The organism is Actinoplanes sp. NPDC049681, assembly GCF_044465265.1.
GTDB lineage: Bacteria > Actinomycetota > Actinomycetes > Mycobacteriales > Micromonosporaceae > Actinoplanes.
Genome location: NZ_JBITLP010000011.1, coordinates 95,792 through 120,132, shown reverse-complemented (window position 1 = coordinate 120,132; position 24,341 = coordinate 95,792). Strand labels below are relative to the sequence as shown.

20 protein-coding genes are annotated in these 24,341 nt (G+C 73.7%); 12 read left to right on the top strand and 8 right to left on the bottom strand.

Features of this window, described 5'->3' with window-relative positions:
• On the bottom strand, nucleotides 1-1,059 hold a 1,059-nt coding region (locus ACIBO8_RS34700), incomplete at its 3' end, for an acyltransferase (RefSeq protein ID WP_396119708.1).
• A 291-nt stretch (nucleotides 1,060-1,350) separates the two neighbouring features.
• Here ACIBO8_RS34700 and ACIBO8_RS34695 point away from each other — a divergent pair.
• Complete coding sequence (locus ACIBO8_RS34695; RefSeq protein ID WP_396119707.1) at nucleotides 1,351-2,187, top strand: CAP domain-containing protein; 837 nt, start codon at nucleotides 1,351-1,353, stop codon at nucleotides 2,185-2,187.
• 119 nt (nucleotides 2,188-2,306) lie between these two features.
• Nucleotides 2,307-3,059: a L,D-transpeptidase family protein gene (locus ACIBO8_RS34690; RefSeq protein ID WP_396119706.1), complete on the top strand. Its 753-nt coding sequence runs from the start codon at nucleotides 2,307-2,309 to the stop codon at nucleotides 3,057-3,059.
• Nucleotides 3,060-3,126: 67 nt separating this feature from the next.
• On the opposite strand, the gene ACIBO8_RS34685 is transcribed toward ACIBO8_RS34690, so the two are convergent.
• Nucleotides 3,127-3,342 carry a hypothetical protein gene (locus ACIBO8_RS34685; protein ID WP_396119705.1) on the bottom strand — a complete coding sequence of 72 codons (216 nt, stop codon included), beginning with the start codon at nucleotides 3,340-3,342 and terminating at the stop codon, nucleotides 3,127-3,129.
• 327 nt (nucleotides 3,343-3,669) lie between these two features.
• Between ACIBO8_RS34685 and ACIBO8_RS34680 the strand changes: the two genes are divergently transcribed.
• From ACIBO8_RS34680 to ACIBO8_RS34660, 5 genes are read left to right on the top strand one after another with little or no spacing between them, the layout of a single operon-like run.
• Nucleotides 3,670-5,019, top strand: a complete 1,350-nt coding sequence (locus tag ACIBO8_RS34680) for an efflux RND transporter periplasmic adaptor subunit (protein ID WP_396119704.1) — start codon at nucleotides 3,670-3,672, stop codon at nucleotides 5,017-5,019.
• Nucleotides 5,016-5,735: an ABC transporter ATP-binding protein gene (locus tag ACIBO8_RS34675; RefSeq protein ID WP_396119702.1), complete on the top strand. Its 720-nt coding sequence runs from the start codon at nucleotides 5,016-5,018 to the stop codon at nucleotides 5,733-5,735. The genes ACIBO8_RS34680 and ACIBO8_RS34675 overlap by 4 nt, the downstream gene beginning before the upstream one ends.
• Nucleotides 5,732-6,916 (top strand): ABC transporter permease, encoded by a 1,185-nt coding sequence (locus ACIBO8_RS34670; RefSeq protein WP_396119701.1) that lies wholly within the window; start codon nucleotides 5,732-5,734, stop codon nucleotides 6,914-6,916. Before ACIBO8_RS34675 ends, ACIBO8_RS34670 begins: the two co-directional genes overlap by 4 nt.
• Complete coding sequence (locus ACIBO8_RS34665; RefSeq protein ID WP_396119699.1) at nucleotides 6,913-7,776, top strand: EamA family transporter; 864 nt, start codon at nucleotides 6,913-6,915, stop codon at nucleotides 7,774-7,776. Before ACIBO8_RS34670 ends, ACIBO8_RS34665 begins: the two co-directional genes overlap by 4 nt.
• A 37-nt stretch (nucleotides 7,777-7,813) precedes the next feature.
• On the top strand, nucleotides 7,814-8,881 hold the full coding sequence (locus tag ACIBO8_RS34660; protein ID WP_396119698.1) for a diguanylate cyclase domain-containing protein: 1,068 nt from the start codon (nucleotides 7,814-7,816) through the stop codon (nucleotides 8,879-8,881).
• Here the strand turns inward: ACIBO8_RS34660 and ACIBO8_RS34655 are convergent.
• The 4 genes from ACIBO8_RS34655 to ACIBO8_RS34640 all read right to left on the bottom strand — a co-directional run bounded on the left by ACIBO8_RS34655 (nucleotide 8,850) and on the right by ACIBO8_RS34640 (nucleotide 16,363).
• Nucleotides 8,850-13,010, bottom strand: a complete 4,161-nt coding sequence (locus ACIBO8_RS34655) for a hypothetical protein (protein ID WP_396119697.1) — start codon at nucleotides 13,008-13,010, stop codon at nucleotides 8,850-8,852. The genes ACIBO8_RS34660 and ACIBO8_RS34655 overlap by 32 nt on opposite strands.
• A gap of 571 nt (nucleotides 13,011-13,581) precedes the next feature.
• Nucleotides 13,582-14,019: a hypothetical protein gene (locus ACIBO8_RS34650; RefSeq protein WP_396119696.1), complete on the bottom strand. Its 438-nt coding sequence runs from the start codon at nucleotides 14,017-14,019 to the stop codon at nucleotides 13,582-13,584.
• Between the two features lie 111 nt (nucleotides 14,020-14,130).
• Nucleotides 14,131-15,042 (bottom strand): pirin family protein, encoded by a 912-nt coding sequence (locus ACIBO8_RS34645; protein WP_396119693.1) that lies wholly within the window; start codon nucleotides 15,040-15,042, stop codon nucleotides 14,131-14,133.
• Nucleotides 15,043-15,052: 10 nt separating this feature from the next.
• A complete protein-coding gene (locus tag ACIBO8_RS34640) occupies nucleotides 15,053-16,363 on the bottom strand; it encodes an acyltransferase (protein ID WP_396119692.1) in 1,311 nt (436 codons plus the stop codon).
• Nucleotides 16,364-16,500: 137 nt separating this feature from the next.
• Between ACIBO8_RS34640 and ACIBO8_RS34635 the strand changes: the two genes are divergently transcribed.
• Nucleotides 16,501-17,433, top strand: a complete 933-nt coding sequence (locus ACIBO8_RS34635; RefSeq protein ID WP_396119691.1) for a hypothetical protein — start codon at nucleotides 16,501-16,503, stop codon at nucleotides 17,431-17,433.
• On the opposite strand, the gene ACIBO8_RS34630 is transcribed toward ACIBO8_RS34635, so the two are convergent.
• Together ACIBO8_RS34630 and ACIBO8_RS34625 are read right to left on the bottom strand one after the other, a co-directional pair.
• On the bottom strand, nucleotides 17,420-17,827 hold the full coding sequence (locus ACIBO8_RS34630) for a pyridoxamine 5'-phosphate oxidase family protein (protein WP_396119690.1): 408 nt from the start codon (nucleotides 17,825-17,827) through the stop codon (nucleotides 17,420-17,422). The two genes, ACIBO8_RS34635 and ACIBO8_RS34630, sit on opposite strands and share 14 nt — an antisense overlap.
• A complete protein-coding gene (locus tag ACIBO8_RS34625; protein WP_396119689.1) occupies nucleotides 17,824-19,254 on the bottom strand; it encodes a DUF2252 domain-containing protein in 1,431 nt (476 codons plus the stop codon). The genes ACIBO8_RS34630 and ACIBO8_RS34625 overlap by 4 nt, the downstream gene beginning before the upstream one ends.
• A 129-nt stretch (nucleotides 19,255-19,383) precedes the next feature.
• On the opposite strand from ACIBO8_RS34625, the gene ACIBO8_RS34620 reads away from it, so the two are divergent.
• From ACIBO8_RS34620 to araA, 4 genes are all read left to right on the top strand, one after another.
• Nucleotides 19,384-20,394 (top strand): LacI family DNA-binding transcriptional regulator, encoded by a 1,011-nt coding sequence (locus ACIBO8_RS34620; protein ID WP_396119688.1) that lies wholly within the window; start codon nucleotides 19,384-19,386, stop codon nucleotides 20,392-20,394.
• Nucleotides 20,395-20,502: 108 nt separating this feature from the next.
• Nucleotides 20,503-22,110: a ribulokinase gene (araB, locus tag ACIBO8_RS34615; RefSeq protein ID WP_396119686.1), complete on the top strand. Its 1,608-nt coding sequence runs from the start codon at nucleotides 20,503-20,505 to the stop codon at nucleotides 22,108-22,110.
• The gene (locus ACIBO8_RS34610) at nucleotides 22,107-22,781 is read left to right on the top strand and encodes an L-ribulose-5-phosphate 4-epimerase (RefSeq protein ID WP_396119685.1); all 675 of its coding nucleotides are present in this window, start codon (nucleotides 22,107-22,109) and stop codon (nucleotides 22,779-22,781) included. Before araB ends, ACIBO8_RS34610 begins: the two co-directional genes overlap by 4 nt.
• Nucleotides 22,778-24,265: an L-arabinose isomerase gene (araA, locus tag ACIBO8_RS34605; RefSeq protein ID WP_396119684.1), complete on the top strand. Its 1,488-nt coding sequence runs from the start codon at nucleotides 22,778-22,780 to the stop codon at nucleotides 24,263-24,265. Before ACIBO8_RS34610 ends, araA begins: the two co-directional genes overlap by 4 nt.
• Nucleotides 24,266-24,341 lie beyond the last annotated feature (76 nt).

Genomic DNA, 24,341 nt, shown 5'->3' with positions numbered 1-24,341 from the left:
GCCGTGCCGCGCGGGGTCCGGTGACGCCGACGCCGGCCACAACCGCGGCCGTCGGCGTGCCGCGAGATCCTCGACCCAGCCGAACGCCAGCACGGCCACCCCGGTCAGCGCCAGCGTCGCGCCCAGCGACACCGGCCCCTCGAGCGACCCGAGATCGTCCAGGGCCAGCACGGTCAGCACCGGCCAGATCGCCGCGATGGCGATGTTGTGCCACAGGTAGACCGTGACCGCCCGCGCGTTGAGCAGGGTGACCGCGCGATCCAGCGGGCGGGCGTACGACAGCCACGTCATGTCCGGCCGCCAGTGCAGCGCCACCAGCACGAAGGCCAGCGACCACAGCGCCTGGGCCTCCGGCACGTCGTTGAGGTCGTAGCCCTCCTCGCCCGCGTGCCCGTGCAGCCAGTAGAGGGCGGCGACGCCGAGCACCGCGGCCGCGGCGGCCACCAGGCCCGGGCGGAGCCGGTGCAGGCGCCCGTCGTGGTGGGCGAATCCGGCGATCCAGCACGCGCCGTACGTGGCGAAGTCCCACATCGCCGCGTCCGCGCGGCCGAACGGCAGGGCGAGGCCGGTCCTGTCCAGCACCGCGAGGAGCGCGATCGGCGCGGCCACCGCGGCCCAGGAAATCTTCTTGTAGGCCAGGTACAGCAGCGGGGACAGCAGGACGAACCACAGGTACGCCCGGATGTACCAGAGCGGTTCCCACGCGTCGATGCCCTTCGAGCTGCCCGGCGGGTCGCCGAGCGGCAGGACCCACAGCGCGAGCTTCCAGCTCCAGGGCTTGTCGCCGCCGTCCTGCGCGGCCCAGCCGGCATAGATCATCGCCGGCACCACGATGATGCCGAGCAGCCACAGCGGGGGCAGCAGTCGGCGCAGCCGGGAGACGATGACCTTCCCGGCCGCCCGACGGTCCAGCGACGCCGCGGTCAGCGATCCGGCGAGGGCGAACATGATGCCCATCGCGGGGAGCAGGAGGGCGAGCCAGGGCCAGCCGAACAGGTGGTAGACGACGACACGGACGATCGCGGCGGCCCGGAGGAGGTCCAGGTAGCGGTTGCGCACCGCGAAACGGTAGCCAGGCCGACGGAGGCGGGGGACCGGTCGCCCGGTCGGCAACTACGCCCGCCCGGGTTACCCCGAAGGAATGAAGTGTCGCATTCACGGGTGCGACTGTGCGACGTGGAGGGTCCCTTTCGTACGGACGAATGCCCAGCTCAGAGCCGCTATTACCGGCTTCGGGCGGATGTTGCGCCGCGAGGGCCGCGAGTCACCAGGTCGATCATCGCGGCGTTGGTTCCCCACGAGGGCGGCGTGCACGGGGCGCGGCGTCACGATCGGGAGAAGAGGGCAAGGGTGCGCAAGCCTGCTGTCGTGGTGACGGTTGCGGTGTCGGCGGTCCTGGTGGGCGGGGTCATGGTCGCGACCACCGCGGGGGCGGAGACGACCGCGGACGCGCCACCACCGCCGGCGATGGTGGTGCCCGACCTGCCCGGCATGCCGGCGGTGCCCCAGCTGCCCGCGGACTCCGGCGTACCCGTCACTCCCGCGGACACCGGTGTACCCGTGGCGGACGCACCGGCCGTCACCGGCGTACCGGATGCGCCCGGAACGACCGGCGATCAGCCCGCGCGGCACGGGGGTTCGCCGGCCGCCGAGCCGCCCGGGCCCGCTCAGGACGACCACGACGGAACCGCGCCGGCCACCGACCCCACGCCGGACCGGGACGCCGAGCCCCCGAAGGACTCCACGGCGGCCGCGCACCGCGACGTCACGGCCGCCCAGGCGCTCTCCGCCGACCCGCGCGGTGACGTCCAGCAGGAGGCGCTGCGCCTGGTCAACGAGCACCGGCGGCGCGGCGGCTGCGACGACCTGACCCCCGACCGGCGGCTGATCGTCGCCGCCAACCGGCACGCCGCGGACATGGCCCAGCACGGCTACTTCGCCCACGAGGACTTCCACGGCGACCGGGCCGGCGAGCGGGTACGCGCGGCCGGCTACGAGTGGTCGCGCTACGGCGAGAACATCGCCCGCGGCCAGGACAGCGTCTACGAGGTCGTGGACGGCTGGATGCACAGCCCGGAGCACCGCGAGAACATCATGGACTGCCGCCTGCACCAGGTCGGGCTGGGCCTGGCGTTCTCCGCGGACCGGACGCCGTACTGGGTGCAGGACTTCGCCACGCCCCTCTGAGCCGGCGCCTCCGGTCGGCGGTCTACCGGTTCCGTGCCACCATCGTCCGGCGGCTCCTTCGCGGGCCGCCGGTGTGCTTCCATATGCCTCTCACGTTTCCTGGGGAGGACGTTTTGGGAGTGCAGCGGGTTTCCGCGCGCCTCGCCGCCGCCGTGGTGGCGACGGCGGTCGGCGGTGGGCTGGGCGCCGTCGCGCTGGTCCCGGGTGCGGCCGCGGCCGCCCCGCGGGCCGTCGCCGCGGCACCGGCCACCGCCGTCGTCACGAGGGCCGCCGCGGCCTCGTGCTCGACGGGCCGGTATCAGAAGCAGGTCGAGGGCTACCTCAAGAAGCTCGGCGGATTCGGCGCGGTCACGGTCGACGGCCGCCAGTCCGCCGCCGACTGCAAGGCGATCAAGAAGTTCCAGAGCCGGTACGGCATCCAGCCGGTCGCCGGACTCGCCGGCCCGACGACGTACGGCGTGGCCAAGCGGCTCGCCGAGACCAAGACGTCGGCGTGCCGGGCGGGCCGGAGCGGCACCACGTTCTGCGTGGACCTCACCCACCAGACGACGTGGGTGATGAAGAACGGCAAGGTGTACCGCAAGCCGACGGTCACCCGGACCGGCATGAAGGGGTACCGGACGCCGGCCGGCACGTTCTCGATCAACAAGCGCACCAAGAAGGAATGGTCGGACCCGTACCACGTGTGGCTGCCGTACTGGCAGCGCTTCGTCGGCGGACGGGGTTTCCACCAGACGACCACGTACCTGCACGACGCGTGGCGCGGCTCGCACGGCTGCGTCAACCTGCTGCCGTCGGACGCCAAGGCGTACTACGGCATCGGCAAGATCGGCAGCAAGGTCAAGGTGTTCGGGCGCCGTCCCGGCACCTGATCCTCGGCCCCGCACGACGACGGCCCGCCGGCAGCATGCCGGCGGGCCGTCCGTGTCTTACCGGCCGCTACGCGGCCGCTCGGTGGGTCAGGCGGGCGTGGGTGGTCAGCACGTCGTGGCCCGGGAAAGCCTTCTCGTCCCCGGCGGCGGTCAGCACCCGCAGGCCCTCGCGGCTCAGCGTGTAGGTGACGTCGGTGAACCGGCTCACCGTGTCGTCGTGGTGCACGACGGTCAGCTCGTCGGCGCGCAGCATCGCGGCGCTGGGAAATCCATGGAGCGACATGTCACACGTTCCTTCGCGTACGCAATAGGGCACCGTGCAGGGGATTACGGGCGCGGAGGGGCGCGCGGTTCAGGGGCGGCCGATTGTCATCGTGTGCGGTACGCCGGCTGCGCACCGCTCTTTTACGCTTCCACGCCATGGTGAGTGGGGCAGTCGCCCTCCCGCCACCCGCCGAGCGGATACCTGACACGACTCCGGTATCTGTCCGGCTGGTCCGAAATCGTTCATACCGGCCGTTCGGGCGGCGGCGCGTGGGCCGCCCGGGTCGGCGCAGGCCCACCGTTCGGTCCGGCCGCGGCGTACGGAGCGCGACATAGAGTGGCGTGCGTGCCCCGATCCCCCCGTCGCGCCGCCGTGCTCCTGCTCGCCTGCGTCCTGCTGCCGCCGCTGACCGCCGCCTCCTGCGGCGACAAGCCGTCCGGGGTCACCGTCGGCGCGGCCGGCCGCGGCACCGTCGACGAGGTGGTGGAGGCCTCCGGCGCGGTGACCGCCCGGGCGGCCGGCACGGTGACCTCCCCGGCCGACGGCACCCTCGCGGAACTGCGCGTCGAGGCCGGCGACCGGGTGCGCAAGGGCCAGGTCGTCGCCGTCGTCGACTCCCCGGCGGCCGAGAAGCGCCTCGACGCCGCCGCCGAGGCGCTCGGCGCGGCTTCGGCCGGCGGCGTACCGGCCGGGGGTGGCACGGCCGGCTTCACGGCGGCCCGCCTGCGGACCGACGAGAACGCGGACAAGGCGTTCGACGAGGCGCGGGAGGCGGCCTCGAAGATCACGGACGAGGCCCTCCGCAAGGCCCTGCTCGCCCAGCTCGCCGCCGCCCGGGAGCAGTACGCGGCCGTCTCGGCGGCTGCCGGTGCCGCCGTACGCTCGCTCGAACGCGGGGTGGCGAGCGTGGCCGACGCCGTCGACGCGCTCTCCGCCGCGCAGCGGGTGCAGGCGAAACAGGCGTACGACCTGGCCGACGCCGCCGTCGACGCCCTCACCCTGCGGGCACCCGTCTCCGGGGTCGTCCAGCTCGGTGGCACCGCCGCCGCGGGCAGCCCCTCGCTGACGGACCTGCTCGCCAATGCCGATCCGGCCGCCGCCGCGGCCGCCCCTGCCGCCGCGCAGGCACCGCTGCCCGGCGTGGACGCCGCCGTCCCGGAGGGCGCCGCGGTCGGCACGGGCACACCGATCCTCACCGTCGTCGACACCGGCGGGCTGGGCATCGCGGCCGAGGTCGACGAGACCGACGTGCTGCTCGTCAAGGCCGGCGGTACGGGGACCGTGGAGCTCGACGCCGCGACCGGCGCCACGTACGAGGCGAAGGTCCGCGCCGTCGACCTGCTCCCCACCACGTCGGCCCGCGGCGGCGTCTCGTACCGGGTGCGTATGTCGCTCGGCAAGGGCACGTACGCCGACGGCACCGCGGCACCCACCCCCCGGCCCGGGATGAGCGCCATCGTCCGCCTCCGGGTACGGCAGGCCACCGACGCCGTCACCGTGCCCGCGGGCGCCGTGGTGTCCAGCGACGGGCGTGACGTCGTCTGGGCCGTACGCGGCGGCAAGGCCGAGCGGACCCCGGTCACCCTCGGCGTGCAGGGCGAGGACGTGGTCCAGGTGGTCTCCGGCCTCGCCGCCGGCCAGCGGATCGTGGTGGCCGGGGCCGACCAGGTCAGCGCGGGGCAAGACCTGCCGTGAGCGGCCCCGCCATCGTCGCCACCGGCGTCACCCGCACCTATGAGCTGGACGGTGTCTCCGTACCGGCCCTGCGCGGGGTGTCCCTGACCGTGGCGGACGGCGACTACCTCGCCATCGTCGGCACCTCCGGATCGGGCAAGTCGACGCTCATGCACCTCCTCGGCGGCCTCGACCGGCCCACCGGCGGCACGCTCGTCATCGGTGGCCGCGACGTCACCACACTCTCGCCGCCCGAGATGGCCCGCCTGCGCAACGAGGTCATCGGCTTCGTGTTCCAGTCCTTCCACCTGCTGCCCCGCACGACCGCCCGGGACAACGTCGCGCTGCCGCTGGTCTACCGCGGCGTCGGCCGCCGGGAACGCCGGGCCCGCGCCGCCGAGATGCTGGCCCGGGTCGGCCTGGCGCACCGGATCGACCACCGCCCCAACCAGATGTCCGGCGGCGAGCAGCAGCGGGTCGCCATCGCCCGGGCCCTGGTCACCGCCCCCTCGGTGCTGCTGGCCGACGAGCCGACCGGCAACCTCGACTCCACCACCGGGGAGTCGGTCCTCGCGCTGCTCGAATCGCTCAACGCCGACGGCGTCGCGGTGGTCCTGGTCACCCACGACCGCGAGGTCGCCGCCCGCGCCCACCGGCAGATCGTCATGCGCGACGGCCTCATCGTCGACGGCCCGTCGGCCGTGGGTGGCCGGCCGATCGTCGGCGGCCCGTCGTGAGGCTCGCCGAGGCGTGGCGGGTCGCCCTCGACGCGCTGCGCGCCAACCGGCTGCGCAGCGTTCTCACCATGCTGGGCGTGGTCATCGGCGTCGCCGCGGTGGTCGCGCTGGTGGCCATCGGCACCGGCACCAAGCAGCAGATCGAGCAGCAGGTCGAGGGGCTCGGCTCCAACCTGCTCATCGTCGTACCCGGCCGGCTCGAGGCCGGCTCCGCGCCGTCGGTCTCCACCCTGTCGCTCGACGATCTCGACCCGGTGGGCCGGGTCGTGGGGGACCGGTCCCGGGTGGCGGTCACCATCGCCTCGGGAGAAACGGTACGGGCGGGCAGCCGCTCCACCTTCGCGAGCATGCAGGGCGTCCTCGAGACCACCCCGACCGTCTTCGTCCGCCACCTCGAGCGCGGCACCTACCTGACCCGTTCCGACGTCAACACCGCCCGCCGCGTGGCCGTGCTCGGCGCCGGCGTTGCCACCCAGCTGTTCGGCGACCGGGACCCGGTGGGCCGCCAGATCACCATCGGCGGCGTCCGGTTCCGGGTCATCGGCGTGTTCGAGCGCCTCGGGCAGAGCCTCGGCGTGGACCGTGACGGCGAGGTGCACGTACCCGTCACCGCCGCCCAGCGGCTGCTCGGCACCGACCGCATCGACGGTCTCGCCATCCGGGCACCCGACCGCGAGCGGATCGACGACCTGGGCGCCCGCGTCGTAGCGACGCTGAGCGAGCGGCACCCCGACACCGATTTCAGCGCCGTCACCCAGGAGCAGATCCTCGGCGTGCTCGGCGACATCCTCGGCGTGCTCACCGGCGTCCTGGCCGCTATCGCGGGGATCAGCCTGCTCGTCGGCGGCGTCGGCGTCTCCAACATCATGCTGGTCTCGGTCCGCGAACGGACCCGGGAGATCGGCCTGCGCAAGGCGGTCGGCGCCCGCCCCCGCGACATCGGCCTGCAGTTCCTGCTGGAGGCCGTCCTGATCACCACCATCGGAGGCGTCCTCGGCATGGCGCTCGGCATCGGCGCGGCCCTGCTCGTCGACCGCCTGTCGCCGGTGCCCGCGGCGATCACCTGGTGGTCGCTCGCCCTGGCGTTCGGCGTCTCGGCGGCCGTCGGCATCGTGTTCGGCGTCGTACCCGCCCAGCGCGCCGGGCGGCTCGACCCGGTCGTCGCGCTGCGCACCGAATGACCGCCGTCGGGCGGCGGCAGCGCCGGGCCGTGCCGGCACCGCTGCTCGTGCTGACCGCCATCGCGTCGGTGCAGGTCGGCAGCGCGGTCGCCCGTACCCTCTTCGACGATCTCGGCGCGGCGGGCGTGACCCTGCTCCGGCTGGCCGTCGCCGCGCTGGTCCTGGGCGTGGCGTTCCGGCCGAAGGTCCGGACGTGGAGCGCCGGCGCCTGGCGGGCCGCCGCCCTCCTGGGGCTCGCGATGGCCGGGATGAACCTGCTCTTCTACCTGGCCCTGCGCACGGTGCCGCTCGGCGTCGGCGTCACGGTCGAGTTCCTCGGCCCGCTGCTGCTCACGCTCGCGCAGACCCGGCGCGTGGCCGACCTGCTCTGGGCGCTGCTTGCCGGCGGGGGCGTCGCGCTGCTCGGGCTCGGCGCCGGGGTCGCCGCGCCGCCGCTCGGGCTGCTCCTGGCCTTCGCGGCCGGGCTCTGCTGGGCGGCCTACATCCTGGCCAGTGCCCACCTGGGCACCCTCGTCCCGGGTACGGGCGGACTGGCCGTCGCGCTCGCCGTGGCGGCGCTGATCGTCCTGCCGTTCGGCGCACCGGGCGCCGCCGAGGTCCTGAACCGCCCACATCTGCTGATCGGTGCCGCCACGGTCGCGCTGCTCTCCTCGGTCCTCTCCTACGGGCTGGAGATCAACGCCCTGCGCCGCATGCCGACCCGGGTCTTCGGCATCCTCATGAGCCTCGAACCGGCGGCCGCCGCGCTCGCCGGCCTGGTCGTGCTGCACCAGCATCTGGGCGTCCGCGAGGTCACGGCCCTGATCCTGGTCAGCGTCGCGAGCCTCGGCGCCACTCTGGCGCACCGCGAGGAGGCTTGAACTCTCAAGTACCGGGCGGGGCGGCCGATCTGGGGGCGTGTCGTTCAGGACGGATCGCCCCGGCTACGAGCTGCGCGACCGGCACGGGGCGTCCCGCGCGGTCGCCTACCTGGCCCTCGCCGGAGCCCCGTACCTGTTCATCACCGGCCTCCTGACCCCGGGCGTCTCCCGGTCCGTCATCACCGGCGTGGTCCTGGCCACCATCCTCGTGACCGGCATCGGCGCGGTGAGCTGGCGCCGGCCCCAGGCCATGCCCCGCGCCTTCTGGCTGATCGCGCCGGCCCTGGCCACGCTGCTGATCACCGTGCTCAACCTGGCCACCCGCGACCCCAGCACCGGATCGCAGCTGTTCTACCTCTGGCCGGTCCTGTACGCCGCCAACTTCCTCGGCCGCCGCCTCATCCACCTCAACCTCGTCCTGATCTTCGGCGGCAACGCGGCGACCGTCTTCACGCTCCTCCGACCCGGCGGGGCGGTCGCCGACTGGTTCGCGATGGTCCTCGCCGCCACCATGACAGCGGTCGTGGTGGGCAGCCTCCGCGCCCGTGCCGACAGGCTGCGCACGGTCCTCGAGCAGCAGGCCAACGCCGACGCCCTCACCGGCCTGGCGAACCGGCGGAGCTTCACCGAGGCGCTGCGCCACGAGGTCGCTGCGGCCCGCTCCGCCGGCCGAAGCCTCGCCCTGGTCACCGTCGACCTCGACCATTTCAAGACCATCAACGACACGTACGGGCACCTCGAAGGCGACCGCGCCCTGCAAGCGGTGGCGACGGCCATGCGTACGGTCACCGGCGACAGCGGCATCGCGGCCCGCCTCGGCGGCGACGAGTTCGTCATGCTCCTGCGCATGGGCGGCACGCCGGCCGCCGTGGTCGCGGAGGCGCTGGCCCGCGCCGTCGCGGCGACCACGGACATGCGCGGCGGACCGCTCAGCCTCAGTATCGGCGTGGCCGCGCTGCCCGGCGACGCCGCCACGGCCGAGGACCTGGTCGCGGCCTCCGACGCCGCGCTCTACGACGCCAAGGCCTCCGGCCGGGCCGCATCTCGGTGGCCGCGGACCGCGTACGGCGAAATCAGGAACCTTCTGCCGGATCCCCGCCGCTGACCACCCCGAGAATCTCTCGGCGCAGCCGCGGATAAGGCCCCCACCCGTCCCGCAACACATGGATGTAGACGGCCTCCAGCGCCACGTCGATCCGCTGCACCAACTCCTGATCGTCGGGCGCCCCCAACCGCACGGCCCGCGCGAAATGATCGAGCGCCTCCATGTGCCGCCCCTGGTCGAACGCGCTCCGCCCGGCGTTCTCATGCACGACGCTGCGCAACGCATCCGGAGCATCGGCGCTGGCGGCCTGCTCGAACAACCGGTCCGCCTCCTGATGATCGCCCCGCAGCCGCAGCACGTGCGCCAGCTCGGCCTGAGCGATCACGGTCGCCTGCACATCCCCGGCGGACTCGGCATGAGCCAGCGCGAGCCGGCTGGCGGCAGCGGCCATCCCGAGCTCGCCGAGCAGGCGGTAGACCTCCGCCCGTACGCTCAGCAACCCGGCCCGGACGACGTTGTCCTGCTCGTCGGTGAGGGGCTTGTCGAGCCGCTCGCCGAGCTCGCGGAGGGCCTCGCGATCGTCGACGACCTCCTTCAGCGTGGCCCCGTCGAGCCGCCAGCGGATCGCGGCGAGGTCCTCGGGGGCAAGCGGCTCGTCCTTCCGGTCCTTGGCCGGTGGGGCGGCGGGTTCTGCTTGCCGGGCGGGCTGCGCGGTCGCGTCCTCGGTGGTGGTTGCTCCGGCGAGGCCGGACACGAGGCCCGTGATGTCGAGGTCGATCGACACGCCCGGCGAGCCGGTGTCCGGGCTTGTCGGCGCTGTCTGGGTGGCTTCCGGCTGTGCCGCCGCGGTGCTCTCGGTCGCCGGTTCGCCGGGGATGCGCTCCGGCTCGGTGGCGTGCGTGGTCTTACCTTCGGCCTCGCCCTCGGTGGGCTCGACCTTGGTGGCGTCGGCCTGCGCGGGCTCGGTCTGGGCCGGCTCGGTCTGCGCAGGGCCGGCTGCAGCGGGCGTGGCGGAGGGCTGTCCGTCGGCGTTCGGCGTGGACTTCGGGCCGAACCAGGTCGGGCCGAGGTCGGAGTCCATGTACTTGCGGGGACCGTCCGGGCCGAAGGTGAGCAGCCGCCCGATGGGCTGGGCGTTCGCCGCGGGGTTCGGGCCGGGGCGGTGCACGGGCGGCTCGGCGGAGACGGGGTGGGCCGGGGTGTTGTCCTGCAGGGCCTTCGTGGCTTCCACCTGGCGGGCCGCTTCCACCTGGCGGTCGGCCTCCGCCCGGCGGGTGGCTTCGGCGAGGCGCAGGGCCTCTTCGACGCGGCGGGCCGCGGTGGCGTCCCTTTCCCGCTCGGCCTGACGGTCCGCCTCGGCCTGGCGGGTGGCTTCCGCCTCGCGGGCCGACCGGGTCTGGCGGGCCACCTCGGCGAGGTGGGCCGCCTGGGCCTCCGCCTCTCGCGCGGCCTGGGCGCGGCGTGCTGCTTCGGCCTGCCGGGCCGCTTCTGCCTGGCGGTCGGCCTCGGCCTGGCGCGCTGCTTCCGCCTGACGGTCGGCCTCGGCCTGGCGGACCGCTGCGGCCTGGCGTGCTGCCTCTGCTTGCCGTGCTGCCTCTGCTTGCCGTGCCGCCTCCACCTGGCGCGCTGCTTCCGCTTGGCGTGCCGCTTCCGCCTGGCGCAGCGCTTCTGCTTGGGCTTGGCGTGCCGCTTCGGCTTGGCGTGCCGCTTCCGCCTGGCGCAGCGCTTCCGCTTGGCGTGCCGCTTCCGCCTGGCGCAGCGCTTCTGCCTGGGCTTGGCGTGCTGCTTCGGCCTGGCGGGCTGCTTCCGCGCGACGCATCGCCTCGGCTCGGGCCTGGCGTGCTGCCTCCGCTTGGCGTGCTGGATCGCCGGCCGACTGTCCCGCGAGACCCGGCGTGACGGTCGGCAGCTCGTTCGTCGCCGCGCCCAGCAGGCGCGGGTCGGCGGTCGCCCGCCCCGAAGCGGAAGCATCCGGAAGAGGTCCACCCGGCCGCCCTTGGCCGGGCATGGCGCTGACCGGCCGGTCCTGGCCGGGGGCGGCGCTGACCGGGCGGTCGTGGCCGGGCATCCCGCTGACCGGGCGGTCGTGGCCGGGGGCGGCGCTGACCGGTGCGATGCGCGACGGCGGGCGCTCGGACGGAGGTACCGGGGTGGGCTCGCCCGTCGACAGAATCATCGCGGTGCGCGGGCCGCCCACGATCGGCCGTTCCGCCGTCGTCGCGTCCTCCGCCTGCCGCTCGAGTCCCGGTGCCTCGGCGGCCGGGCCGCCGGCCTGCTGATCCGCCCACGGACTGAAAGCGGCGGGCGCCCGCGGCGCCTCGAACGGTGGCCGTTCGCCCCCGGGAGGTCGCGGCGGTGCGGCGGCGGCCGGCCGGCGTACGGGCGGGGGTGCCCCCGGGGAGACGGGCGGCGGTGCGGGCATCCGCTGGGGAGCCGGTTCGAAAGCGGCAGGACCGGCAGCTTGACCGGGAGCCGGGTTCCCCTGGTCCGGCATCGGAGGGACGGCCCGGCCGGGCGCGGGAGGCGCAACCGCAGCACCGGCAGCATCGAAGCCCGCCGCCGGCGCATCCTGCGGCGGGAGCGCTGCCGGCGGGACCGGCCCCGGCGCCGACGGGAGAGCCGCAGGTGCGAAACCACCTTGACCAGGCATGACGGCCGGCGCGGCGTACCCATTGCCATCGATGACGTCCGGCGGCCTGACCCCGGCGGGCGGAACCCCGGGCGGTGCGGCGTAGGCGGCAGGAACGACGGTGGCACGCCCCTGCCCCGCCGGGCTGACGGGCACGTCGGCGCGATGGCTGCCGGGCTGGTAGGCCGCCGGGCTGACCGGCGTACCCGACGGTGCGGTGGCCGGCAGCGTCGGGGCCGGCGAGACCACGCGGGGCGGCGTGACCTGCGGCGGAGCCGCGATGACCCGGGGCTGAGCCGGCGGGTCGGCCTTCTTGATGACCTTCGGAGCCGCCGGCGGGGTCGCCTTGCTGATTATCTTCGGCGGGGCCGGGGGAGTGGCGCGGCTGATGATCCGGGGGCCGTCGGCCTCCTGCTCCCCGTCGGCCGGCTGCGCTGCGGCAGGGACGTCCTGCTGCGGGCGGTACGGGTCCTGCGGGTCGGGCAGGTCGGACCAGATCTCGGTACGCGGACGCTCCGCCGTACCCCGGGCGGCCGCGTCCTCGTCGCGCACGAACGCGGCCGGGTCGGCGGGCCTGACCGATGCCCGTCCCAGGGCGGCCTGATCTGCGGCGGAGTGGTCGAGGAAGGCGGCGGGCTCGTTGGCGTTCCGCTGGAGGGCCGCGGGGTTCTGGGGACGGGAGCGCCCGAACCGGCGCCGTCCGGCACCACGCCGCTCGACGTCGTCCGGCCGTTCGGTCTCACCGAGGCGTGCCGCCTCGTCACGCCGCTCGACGTTGTCCGGCCATTCGGTCTCGGCGAACCGGGCCGCCGCGCCGCGGCCCGGCAGCTGGCCGTCGCTCGGGATGCCGTCGCGGCGCCGCCCGTCGCGTGGGGGCTGGTAGGGGTCCTGGTCGTCCTCGGGCGGGGTGACCCGGGCGCGTCCGCTGACGGGGGCCTCGGTGGTCTTGCGGCGGCCGCGGCGGGGGCGGACCGGTTCTTCCTCCTGGTCCGTGTCCCAGAACGAGGACGTCTCGATGCGGCGGGCGCGCTGGGCCGCCACGTAGCGGCGCTGCGCCTCCCAGTCGGAGGCGTCGAAGTCGCGGTCGTCGTACTCGAGTTCGTCGAAGTCCAGGCTGCGCATCTGCCAGCCTTCGACGCCGGGGGAGACCGGCGCGAGGTCGAGGTCGGCCGCCTCGAAGTCCGGGTCGTCGAGCCAGCTGGGCCGCTCGCCGTCGAACGCCTGCTTGATCTGTTCGTCGCGCTTCGGGGGCCGCTGGTTGCCGGCCTGGCGGCGCTGCCTGCGTTCGGCCAGTTCGTCGACGGCCGGTTCCGGTGAGCGGGGTGCGCCTCTTTCCGGCGTACGAGAAATGCGCGGCGAATCGTCGAAGTCGTCTTCTTCGATGTATTGCGCCCGCGGTGGTTTACGGGGTTCCGGTGGCCGGCGGGTGTCCGGGCCCCAGCGCGAGAGAACGGCTGCCTCCGCGTACGGGTCGCGCGCTGTGGCCGTGGCGTCCGCGTACGGGGCGGGCCGCTCGTCGTCGTACTCGGCGTCCCAGTACTCGTCGTCCTCGTAGCTCATCGGGTCACCCCGGCCCCCGGCCGTCGTGCGGGGTGCGCCGAGCCGGCCCGATGCCGCATGCGTCCCCCTGCCCCTCGCCGCCACGTACGCCCTGCCGCGCGCCCCGTCACCACCTTCCGCGCGGTCGAGTTGGAAGGTTAACCACGGATTTGCGCGCCGCGCTACCGCCCGCGGAGGCGCGTCACCCGACCCATGGACGCCCCTTGCGCCCACGGGCCGTCCGGCGCCGCGGCCCGCCGGGTTCCAACCCTCGACGGACAGTACGGGCTCGAGCGCCCAGCGGTTCACTTCACGCGGGGCGTCGTACCCAAGGTCCGTCAATTTTGACGGAGAGTGACGGACACTGCCCGGCGCTCCCTGAGCGGGTTAATGTTTCCGGCGAGTAGGAAACGGTGGGAATTTAAGCCATTCTTAATGGCCTTCTCAGCAGCTGGAGAAAATCGCCCTTCACCGGTACGGCTACCTTCCGTGACCCCGCGCGGGACAGGGGCGGATCATGACCGTCCGGGTGGCACCGTGGAGGAAAAGGCGAGCCCTCGAAGAAGTGACGGATACACGACAGGGTCACCGGTCAGAGCCGGCCGTTCCGAGTGAAATGCCGGATCGCCGCCGGCAGCACCAGTCCCGCCTCGGCCAGCCCGTGCAGCAGCGCGACCAACTCCGCACGCGTCAGATCGCCCGGCTTGGCCGGGGTCCGGTGCGGCACGTCGAGGGCCCGAGCGGCTTCCACGGCCCGCACCCCGATCGCCGCTTCCACGGCCCACACCCGGTGCGCGAGCATCGCCGCGTGCGCCGTGCGCGTCAGCTCGTCGTGCAGGCGCAGCAGGCGGCGCAGGTCGGCGGCGAGCTGTTCGATCGGCGGTCCCAGCGGCCGCGGCTCGCGGTCGGCGCGGTCGGGCCACGCCCTGGCGATCCGCGCCCACACCCGGGGCGCACAGATGACGGCCGTGCCCACCAGGGTCGGCGTCAGGGTGACGATGACGAGTTTTCCCACGTCGAGCAGGCTCATGACGCTCCTCGGGCCCGCGTGACAACGATGCATCTCCGACGATCCGCCGCGCCGCGAGGACCGTCAAGCCGGCTTTGTGCGATACCAGGCGCCGGACCCGGGAACGGGCGCTCAGCGCACGCGCCCCCGCGGCACCAGCCGGCTGATCGGCATCGGCGGCGCCGGGATCGACGGCCCGTCGTATCCGCGCACCTCCCCGAACCGTCCGCCGGCCGCCCACCCCTGCCGGGCCGCCACGATCTCCTCGTGATCGCGGCCGACGAAGTTCCACCACATGACGATCCGCTCCTCGAACGGCTCCCCGCCCAGCAGCATGAGCCGGCTCGGGGGCCCTGCCGTCAGCGACAGCGACGACCGCCCGTCACCCAGATACAGCAGCGGCCCTGGTGCGACCGGCACGTCCGCCACGGTCGCCGCGCCGTTCAGCAGAAGGACCGCGTACTCGAATTCCGGCCGTAGCGGCAGGCGTGCGACCGAGCCCGCGGCCACGGTGATCTCCGCGCCGACCATCGGCGTGTAGCACCGCGCCGGGGACGCCGCTCCGGCCAGCTCGCCCATGAGGACCGTCGCGGTCAGGCCTCCGTCGGTCAGGACCGGCAGGTCCGCGTGGTGGGTGAAGGCCGGCGCCACGTCCCGGTCGCTGCCGGGCAGGGCCACCCACAGCTGTACGCCGTGAAGCACCGCACTGTGCACCGCAGGCGTCTCCTCGGAATGGGAGATCCCCCGCCCAGCCGTCATCAGGTTGAGCTGTCCGGGCCGGATCTCCTGCCGGCTGCCCAGGCTGTCGCGGTGCAGGATCTCGCCCCGGACGAGCCAGCTGACGGTCTGCAGTCCGGTGTGCGGATGGGGCCCGACCCGCATGCCCGCCGACCGGGTCACGTCGTGCGGCCCGTACGCGTCGAGGAAGCACCACGCGCCCACCATCCGCCGCTGCTTGCTCGGCAGGGTACGCACGACCTCCATGCCCCGGAGCCCGCCGAGCGCGACCGGCGCGCCCTCCAGCAGCTCCACCTCTGCGCTCACCCCCCTGACGCTACTCGCGCCCGGAGCGGGAAGGCCGGAGCAGCAGCGCCGCACCCAGCACCATCAGCCCCAGCGCGACCGGCGCCGTCACGGGAACGCCGACCATCAGCGCCGTACGCCCCTCCAGCAGGCCGCCGAATCCCACGGCGGAGACGCCGAGCACCCCCACCGTGCACGCCATCGTCCCGGCCACTGCGGGCGTCACCCGGGCACCGGGCACCACCGTCGCCGGACGCGGCGAGTCGAAGCGCCGGAACGCCGCCACGAACGCCGCCGTGACGGCCGCGGCGGCCGCCAGCCAGAGTGGCCGGGTCAGCCACCACGACGTCGTGCCGGCCGCCCCGCCGATGCCCGGACGGAACGTCGCCAGCAGCACGAACGCGGCGCTCAGGTGCCACAGGAACGCGGTCATCGCCAGGCCGTTCGCCGCGACGACGGCCCGCCAGACCCGGGCCCGGGCGAGCCACCGGGTGGCCGGGCCGCGCAGCAGCATCGCTAGTCCGACCAGCCACAGGGCGTGGGCTGCCAGCGCCACGGTCGGCGGGGACATGTTGGAGACCTGCTGACCCGGCACGCCGACCATCGACACCGGGTACGGCCCCACGGTCGTCAGGAGCAGCAGCCCGGTCAGGCCGCCCGCCGCCAGCCGGGCGCCGTACCGCTGGAGGGTGCCGTCCGCGTACAGGTAGCCCAGCTGGTGCACCGCGCCCCACACCAGCAGGAGGTTGAGGACGGCCGGGCCGGCGTACCCGTGGAAGCGCAGTCCGTCCACGACGGCGGCCGCGGCGAGCAGCGCGACCGGGACCCACCCGCCGAATCTGCGGTGCAGCCGCAGCATGACCGGAGCGAGGGCGATCAGCGCCAGGTAGACGCCGAGGAACCACAGTGGCTGGACGACCGTCCGCAGCGCCACCCGCACGATCCCGTGGTCCTGCCCGGCCATCGCGGCGGCGAGCGCGACCGCGAGCCACACGCCGAGGAACACCGAGGCCGGGCGCAGCAGACGCAGGACCCGCGACCGGGCGAAGTCGGCGTAGCCACCGCCACGCCGTTCGAGCGATGCCAGCGCGGTGGCGTGCGCGAAGCCGCCGACCAGGAAGAACAGCGGCATGACCTGCAGGAGCCAGGTCAGCGGCTGCAGCACGGGCACGACGGCCAGGACGTTGGTGATCCGGTCACCGCGGTCCTCGGGTACGGCCATGAGCCAGTGCCCGGCGATCACGACGCCGAGTGAGATCACCCGCAGCAGGTCGACGTATCGGTCCCTGCCTGCCGGGGTGCGGGCGGCGAGCCGGGCGGCGGAGAGCGTTGCGGACGTCATGCGGAAGACCCTGCCGCCCGGGGCTGCCTGCGCGGATGAGCCCCCGTACCCATCCGGGACCGGGTACGGCCTCATTCGAGCGATGCCGTCACCGACGGTGCGCAGTAGGGTGACACCTCGCGGACAAGGGAGTCGATGTGCTGGTGCGCCGTGCCGTCACCGTCCTGACCGTCGCCGTCCTCGCGGGCTGCGGCACCGACAGCCGGACTCCGGAGAAGGTGCGGCCGTCGCCGTCCGGCTCGGCGGCCCCCGCGTCCGCGCCGGCCTCCCCGCCCGCTCCCGAGACGCCTCAGGAGCTGCCGCTGGGCGGCACGAAGATCTTCCCGGCGTACCGGGTCGTCGCCTACTACGGCACGGCCGGGAACGCCGCCCTCGGCGTGCTGGGCGAGGGGAGCGCCGACAAGATGCTGCCGAAGCTGCGCGCGGCCGCGAAACCGTTCGCCGGCGGCCGCAAGGTCCAGCCGGCCTACGAGCTGATCGCCAGCGTGGCTCAGGCGGGTCCCGGCAAGGACGGCGACTACAGCCGGATGATCCCGATGGCGAGCATCCAGCGGTACGTCGACCAGGCGAAGCGCCACAAGGTGCTGGTCATCCTGGATCTGCAGCCGGGCCGGGGCGACTTCCTGCCCCAGGCGCGGCAGCTCGAGCGGTTCCTCGTGCAGCCGCACGTCGGCCTCGCTCTCGACCCGGAGTGGCGGATGCCGCCGGGCAAGGTTCCCGGCCGGACCATCGGGCGGGTCGGCTCCGGCGAGGTCAACCGCGTGTCCGACTACGTGGCCGGGCTGGTGGAGCGGCACCACCTGCCGGAGAAGCTGTTCGTGCTGCACCAGTTCCGCGCGTCCATGCTGCCGGACATCGGCAAGATCCAGAAGCGGCCGGGCCTGGCGATGGTCCAGCACGTCGACGGCTTCGGCACCCGGTCGGAGAAGAACGCGACCTGGGACCGGCTGCGCCGCCCGAAGCAGTTCCACCTCGGTTACAAGCTCTTCTACGACGAGGACGTCAAACGGTACGGGGCGGCCGACCTGCTGAAGTTCGTCGACGTCCCGGAGCTGGTCAGCTTCCAGTGAGCGCCGCGGACCCGAGCATCCGCGTGATCGTCACCTCGAGCACCACCCGCAGGGGATTGGGCCGGGGCTGCCGGTAGCGCTCGGCGTACCGGCGTACGGCCTCGGCGACGGACTCGGGGTCGTCGCGGACCACGGCCATGCCCTCGACGGTGCACCATCGGGCACCGTCCACCTGGCACACCGCCACCCGCTGCGCCCCGGCCAGCACGTGGCGGACCTTCGCCGAGGTCCGCGACGCGGTGACCCGCAGCAGGCGCGCGTCCGCGTCGAGCGTCGCGCCGACCGGCACCACGTGCGGGGAGCCGTCGGCCCGCAGCGTGGTCAGGGTGCAGAGGTGCCGTTCCCGCCAGAACTCGTGGACCGCGGGGGAGTCCAGCCTCACCACCCCGCTCACGGCTTCTCCGCGGGCAGGACGCCCGCCCGTACGGCCGCGACGAGGCGGTCGTGGTCCTGCTCGACCTGGTCGGCGTACGCCCGGGCGAACTTGCACAGCATCTCGTCGAGTTTGTCGCTGCTCCCGATGTACCCGGCGATCATCGACGCCCCGCTGGTGCGGGCGTGGCTCTTCGCCAGCAGGAAGCCGCAGATCCCGGCGTAGTCGGCGAGCGCCGCCGCATTGATGTCCTCGACCACGATCGCGCCCTTCATGTCGCGGAACTGCCGGACGTAGTACTGCACGTCGCCGACCGTCGCCCAGCCCAGCAGCGGGTCGCTGACCGTCTGGAGCGCCTGCTGGTACTCCACCACCCGCTGACCCTGGTGCCGGTGCCAGGCCCGGGCTCCGTGCTGGTGCTTCGCCACCACCGACCGCCGGGCCTGCTTGAGCTGCAGGAACACCACGTCGTCAGGGCTGCTGCCCTCGCACAGCGCCACGTACGCCCGCAGCCCCACCGACCCGACCCCCACGACCTTGTGCGCGATGTCGACGATCCGGTAGCCGGCGAGGATCCGCGCCCAGTGCGGCGGCAGCGTGTTGAGGTAGCCGTCCAGGGCCGCCGACAGGTACTCGAAGTCGGCGTCGCTGGGCCGGGTGATCAGCGGCGGCTCCTGCACCAGTTTGACGGTGCCGTCCCGCTGCTCGGTGAAGCGCGGCAGGGCACGGTCGCTGGTCCGGCGGCGGGCGCGGCGCGCGGCGCGCTCGATCTCCTCCTTGAAACTCGCCTTGCTGGCCGCCTTCCGCAGGTCGTCGACGTCGACGGTGTCGAACGACCGGGCCAGCAGCGGCTGCTCGGCGAGGTGCGCGATCTGTTCCCGGTACTCCTCGACGCAGTGCCGTACGGCGTCGCCGCAGTCGTGCTCGCGGAAGCCGTTCTGCCGCCCCGCCACGTACACGCTGGTGACCAGGCGGCGCAGGTCCCACTCCCAGGCGCCGGGGTGCGCCTCGTCGAAGTCGTTGAGGTCGAAGACCAGTTCGCGCTCCGGCGAGGCGTAGAAGCCGAAGTTGCCGAGGTGGGCGTCGCCGCAGATCACCGGCGTGATGCCGGTGTGCGGGAGCCGGGCGAAGTCGTCGGCCATGATGTTCGCCGAGCCGCGCAGGAATGCGTACGGCGAGGCCAGCATCCGGCCCACCCGCACGGGGATCAGCCAGTCGAGGCGTCCCTGGTGGGCGTCGACGAGCTGGTCGATCGGGTCGGCTCGGTCGGGCGCAGGGGCCCAGGCGGCGAGGTCGGAGCGGGGCGAGCGGTCCCGGAGGGACCGGCCCAGCTCGTACCGTTCGGCACGGGGCCGGGCGGGCCGGCGCAGCGAGGTGAACCCGTCGTCGGAGGCGCCGTCGATCACGACGTGGCCGCCGGGCGGCGGGTGTGCGGGTCTTGCGTCCATCACCGCTGAGCCTACGCAGGTCAGCGCCGTGCGGTGCGCCGGCCGCCCGGATGGATGACGGCCTCCGCCGGGTGAGCCGGGGACGCGGCCGATTGACCTGGATCTTGTGATCGCTAACAATGGCGGGTGATGGACGTCAGGCCGACGCGCAGCCCCGCCATGACCGACGTGGCGAGGCTGGCCGGTGTCTCGCATCAGACGGTGTCCCGGGTGCTGAACGATCACCCGAACGTCCGCGAGCAGACCCGGCTGCGGGTGCGAGCGGCCATCGCCGAGCTGGGTTACCGCCCCAACCGGGCGGCCCGCGCGCTCGTCACCGGCCGGTCCCAGCTCATCGGCGTGGTCGCGCAGAACAGCACGCTGTACGGCCCCGCGTCGCTGCTGGCCGCCTTCGAGCAGGCCGCGGCCGAGGCCGGGTTCGCGGTGAGCGTGGGCAGCGTCGGCCGCCTCGACCGCGAGTCGATCGCCGGGGCGGTGGAGCGCCACCTCGACCAGCGCGTGGCCGGGCTGGTGGTGATCGCGCCGGTGGCCTCCGCCGACGACGCGCTCGAGGACATGCCGGCCGGCGTACCGCTCGTCACGGTCGACGGCGATCCGGCCCGGCCGCACGCGTTGGTCACGGTCGACCAGGCGGCCGGGGCGGCGCTGGCCACGAATCGCCTGCTCGGAGCGGGTCACCCTACGGTCTGGCACGTCTCCGGCCCACCGGACTGGTACGACGCCGCGGGCCGCATCGCGGGCTGGCGGGCCGCGCTGGAGGCGGCCGGCGCCGAGGTGCCGCCCCTCGTGCCGGGCGACTGGTCGGCCGCCTCCGGCTACGACGCCGGACGGATGCTGGCCCGCATGCCCGAGGTCACCGCGGTGTTCGCCGCGAACGATCACCAGGCGCTGGGTCTGCTCCGGGCGTTCAGCGAACGCGGCCGCCGCGTGCCGCAGGACATCAGCGTCGTCGGCTTCGACGACGTCCCTGAGGCCGCCTTCTACATCCCCCCGCTGACCACGATCCGTCCCGCGTTCGGGGCCGTCGCCCATGCCGGGCTGGACCTGCTGCTCGCCCAGATCGCCGGGGAGACCGTCGGCCCCGAGCGGGTCGTCATCGCCCCCGCCCTGGTGGACCGGGCCAGCGTCGCTCCCGCCTGACGGCACATTTCGGACTGTTTGCCGTGACCCGTTGACACCCGGAAATGTTAGCGTTCACACTCGATCCCACGCCGCCCTGATTCCCCCCCGCCGCGGAGGTTCCTCGACATGTCCTACGTGATCGGCGTCGACTACGGCACGCTCTCCGGACGGGCCGTCGTCGTCCGCGTCGCCGACGGCGCCGAGCTCGGTTCCGCCGTCCACGAGTACCCGCACGCCGTGCTCACCGGCGCGCTGCCCGGCGGCACCGCGCTCGCCCACGACTGGGCCCTGCAGGTGCCCGCCGACTACGTCGAGGTGCTCACCACCGCCGTGCCCGCCGCGATCGCCGCCGCCGGGATCGATCCGGCGCAGGTCATCGGCATCGGGACCGACTTCACCGCCTGCACGATGGTGCCGACCACGGCGGACGGCACGCCGCTGAACGAGATGCCGCGGTTCGCCGACCGGCCGCACGCGTACGTGAAGCTCTGGAAGCACCACGCCGCCCAGCAGCAGGCCGACCGGATCAACCAGCTCGCCGCCAAGCGGGGCGAGCCGTGGCTGGCCCGCTACGGCGGGCTGATCTCCTCCGAGTGGGAGTTCGCCAAGGCCCTGCAGGTCCTCGAGGAGGACCCCGAGGTGTACGCCGCCATGGACCGCTGGGTCGAGGCCGCCGACTGGATCGTGTGGCAGCTCACCGGCTCCTACGTGCGCAACGCCTGCACCGCCGGTTACAAGGGCATCCGGCAGGACGGTCACTACCCGTCGCCGGAGTTCCTGGGCGAGCTGAACCCCGCGTTCGCCACCTTCGTCGCCGCCAAGCTGGACCAGCCGATCGGCCTGCTCGGGGAGGCGGCCGGCACGCTCAGCGCGCAGGCGGCCGAGTGGACCGGGCTGCCGGAGGGCATCGCCGTCGCCGTCGGCAACGTCGACGCGCACGTCACCTCGGCCGCCGCGCAGGCCCTCGAGCCGGGGCAGATGGTGGCCATCATGGGCACCTCGACCTGCCACGTCATGAACGGTGAGGAGGCCGCCCTCGTGCCCGGCATGTGCGGCGTGGTGGACGGCGGGATCGTCGCCGGGCTGTGGGGATACGAGGCGGGGCAGAGCGGCGTGGGCGACATCTTCGCCCACTACGTGCCGCCGACGTACACGCACGAGCGGCTGACCGAGCTCGCGGCGGCGCAGCGGCCGGGCGAGCACGGCCTGCTGGTGCTCGACTGGCACAACGGCAACCGGTCGGTGCTCGTCGATCACGAACTGTCCGGCCTGGTGGTGGGGGAGACGCTGGCGACCCGCCCCGAGGACGTCTACCGCGCGGTCATCGAGGCCACCGCGTTCGGCACCCGGACCATCGTGGACGCGTTCGACCGGGCCGGGGTTCCCGTCCGTGAGTTCGTGGTCGCCGGCGGCCTGATGAAGAACGCCCTGGTGATGCAGATCTACGCGGACGTGCTGCGGCGTCCCCTGTCGGTGATCGGCTCCGACCAGGGGCCGGCGCTGGGCTCGGCGATCCACGCGGCCGCTGCGGCGGGGGCGTACCCGGACGTGCGGGCCGCCGCCGCGGCGATGGGCCGCAAGCAGGAGGCGGTGTGGCGCCCGGACCCGGCCGCGAGCGCCGTCTACGACGAGCTGTTCGAGGAGTACACCCGCCTGCACGACTATTTCGGCCGCGGCGAGAACAAGGTCATGCGCAAGCTGCGGGCCATCCGGCGCCGGGCGGTGGCCTCGTGATCGTCACCAGCCGGATCAAGGAGATCCGCCGGCAGGTCGCGCGGCTGCACGCCGAGCTGCCCCGCAACGAGCTCGTGGTGTGGACGGCGGGGAACGTGTCGGCCCGGGTGCCCGGCGAGGACCTGCTGGTCATCAAGCCGTCCGGGGTCCGCTACGACGAGATCACCCCGGAGAACATGGTGGTCACCGACTTCGACGGCACGCTGGTCGAGGGGGACCTCAGCCCGTCCAGCGACACCGCGGCCCACGCGTACGTCTACCGGCACATGCCCACGGTCGGCGGCGTTGTGCACACGCACTCGACGTACGCGACGGCCTGGTCCGCCCGCGGCGAGGCGATCCCGTGCGTGCTGACGATGATCGCCGACGAGTTCGGCGGCGAGATCCCGGTCGGGCCGTTCGCGCTGATCGGCGACGACTCGATCGGCCGCGGCATCGTCGAGACGCTCCGCGGACACCGGTCGCCGGCCGTGCTCATGCGCAACCACGGCGTCTTCACCATCGGCCGCGACGCCGGCGCCGCCGTCAAGGCCGCCGTCATGTGCGAGGACGTGGCCCGCACGGTGCACATCTCCCGGCAGATCGGCGAGCCGCTGCCGATCGGCCAGGCCGACATCGATTCCCTCTACGCCCGCTACCAGAACGTCTACGGACAGGAGCCCGTCACGTGAAGCCGCAGATCTGGTTCCTCACCGGAAGCCAGCACCTGTACGGGCCGGAGACCCTCGAGCAGGTCGCCGCGCAGTCGCAGCAGATCCAGGACCTGCTCGCCGCGGGCGGGCTGAGCGTCCAGATCGTCGGCAAGCCGGTGCTCACCGACAGCGCCGCCATCCGTACGGTCATGCTCGAGGCCAACGCCGACCCGGCCTGCCTGGGCGTGATCGCCTGGATGCACACGTTCTCGCCGGCCAAGATGTGGATCACCGGCCTGGACGCGCTGCGCAAGCCGATGCTGCACCTGCACACGCAGCTGAACCGGGCGCTGCCGTGGGAGTCCATCGACATGGACTTCATGAACCTCAACCAGGCCGCGCACGGCGACCGGGAGTTCGGGTACATCCAGACCCGGCTGGGCGTGGCTCGCAAGACCATCGCCGGGCACGCCGCCGACCCGTCGGTCATCGCGCGCATCGACGGCTGGGCGCGGGCCGCAGCCGGGGTCACGCACCTGCGCAGCCTGCGGCTGGCGCGCTTCGGCGACAACATGCGCGACGTCGCGGTCACCGAGGGCGACAAGGTCGAGGCCGAGCTGCGGTTCGGCGTCTCGGTCAACACGTACGGGGTGAACGACCTGGTCGCGGTGGTGGACGCGGTCGAGGACAAGGCGGTGGACGAGCTGGTCGCCGAGTACGCGGAGGCGTACTCGCTCGCGCCGGAGCTGGCGCGCGGCGGTGACCGGCACGAGTCGCTGCGCTACGCCGCCCGCATCGAGGCCGGCCTGCGGCAGTTCCTCGGCGACGGCGGGTTCGGCGCCTTCACCACGAACTTCGAGGACCTGGGCGGCCTGCGCCAGCTTCCCGGGCTGGCGGTGCAGCGGCTGATGGCCGACGGCTACGGCTTCGGCGGCGAGGGGGACTGGAAGACCTCCGCGCTGCTCGCGGCCGTGAAGGCCATGGGTACGGGCACCGGTCGCGGCACCTCGTTCATGGAGGACTACACGTACCACTTCGGGCCTGGCGAGCCGAAGATCCTCGGAGCGCACATGCTCGAGGTCTGTCCCTCCATCGCCGCCGGCCGGCCGTCGTGCGAGATCCATCCGCTGGGCATCGGCAACCGCGAGGATCCCGTACGCCTCGTCTTCGACGCCGCGCCGGGCCCCGGCGTGGTGATCGGCATGGCCGACCTGGGTGACCGCTTCCGGCTCGTCGCGAACGCGATCGAGGTGACGCCGCCGGACGAGCCGCTGCCGAAGCTGCCGGTCGCGCGGGCGGTGTGGAAGCCGGAGCCGTCGCTGTCGACGTCGGCCGAGTCGTGGCTGACCGCGGGCGGTCCGCACCACACCGTGCTGACCCAGGCCGTGGGCGTCGAGGCGCTGCGCGATCTCGCGCACATGCTGCACACGGAGCTGCTCGTGATCGACCAGCACACGACCGCGCACGACTTCGCCGACCGCGTGCGCTGGAACCAGGCCTACTACCGGCAATTCCCGAGGTGAGGCCCAAGGTAACGCCCCGGTAACGAACATGTCCGGACCTGTTCACTTCTGATCGTACGTGCGAGAAAGTCGTCCC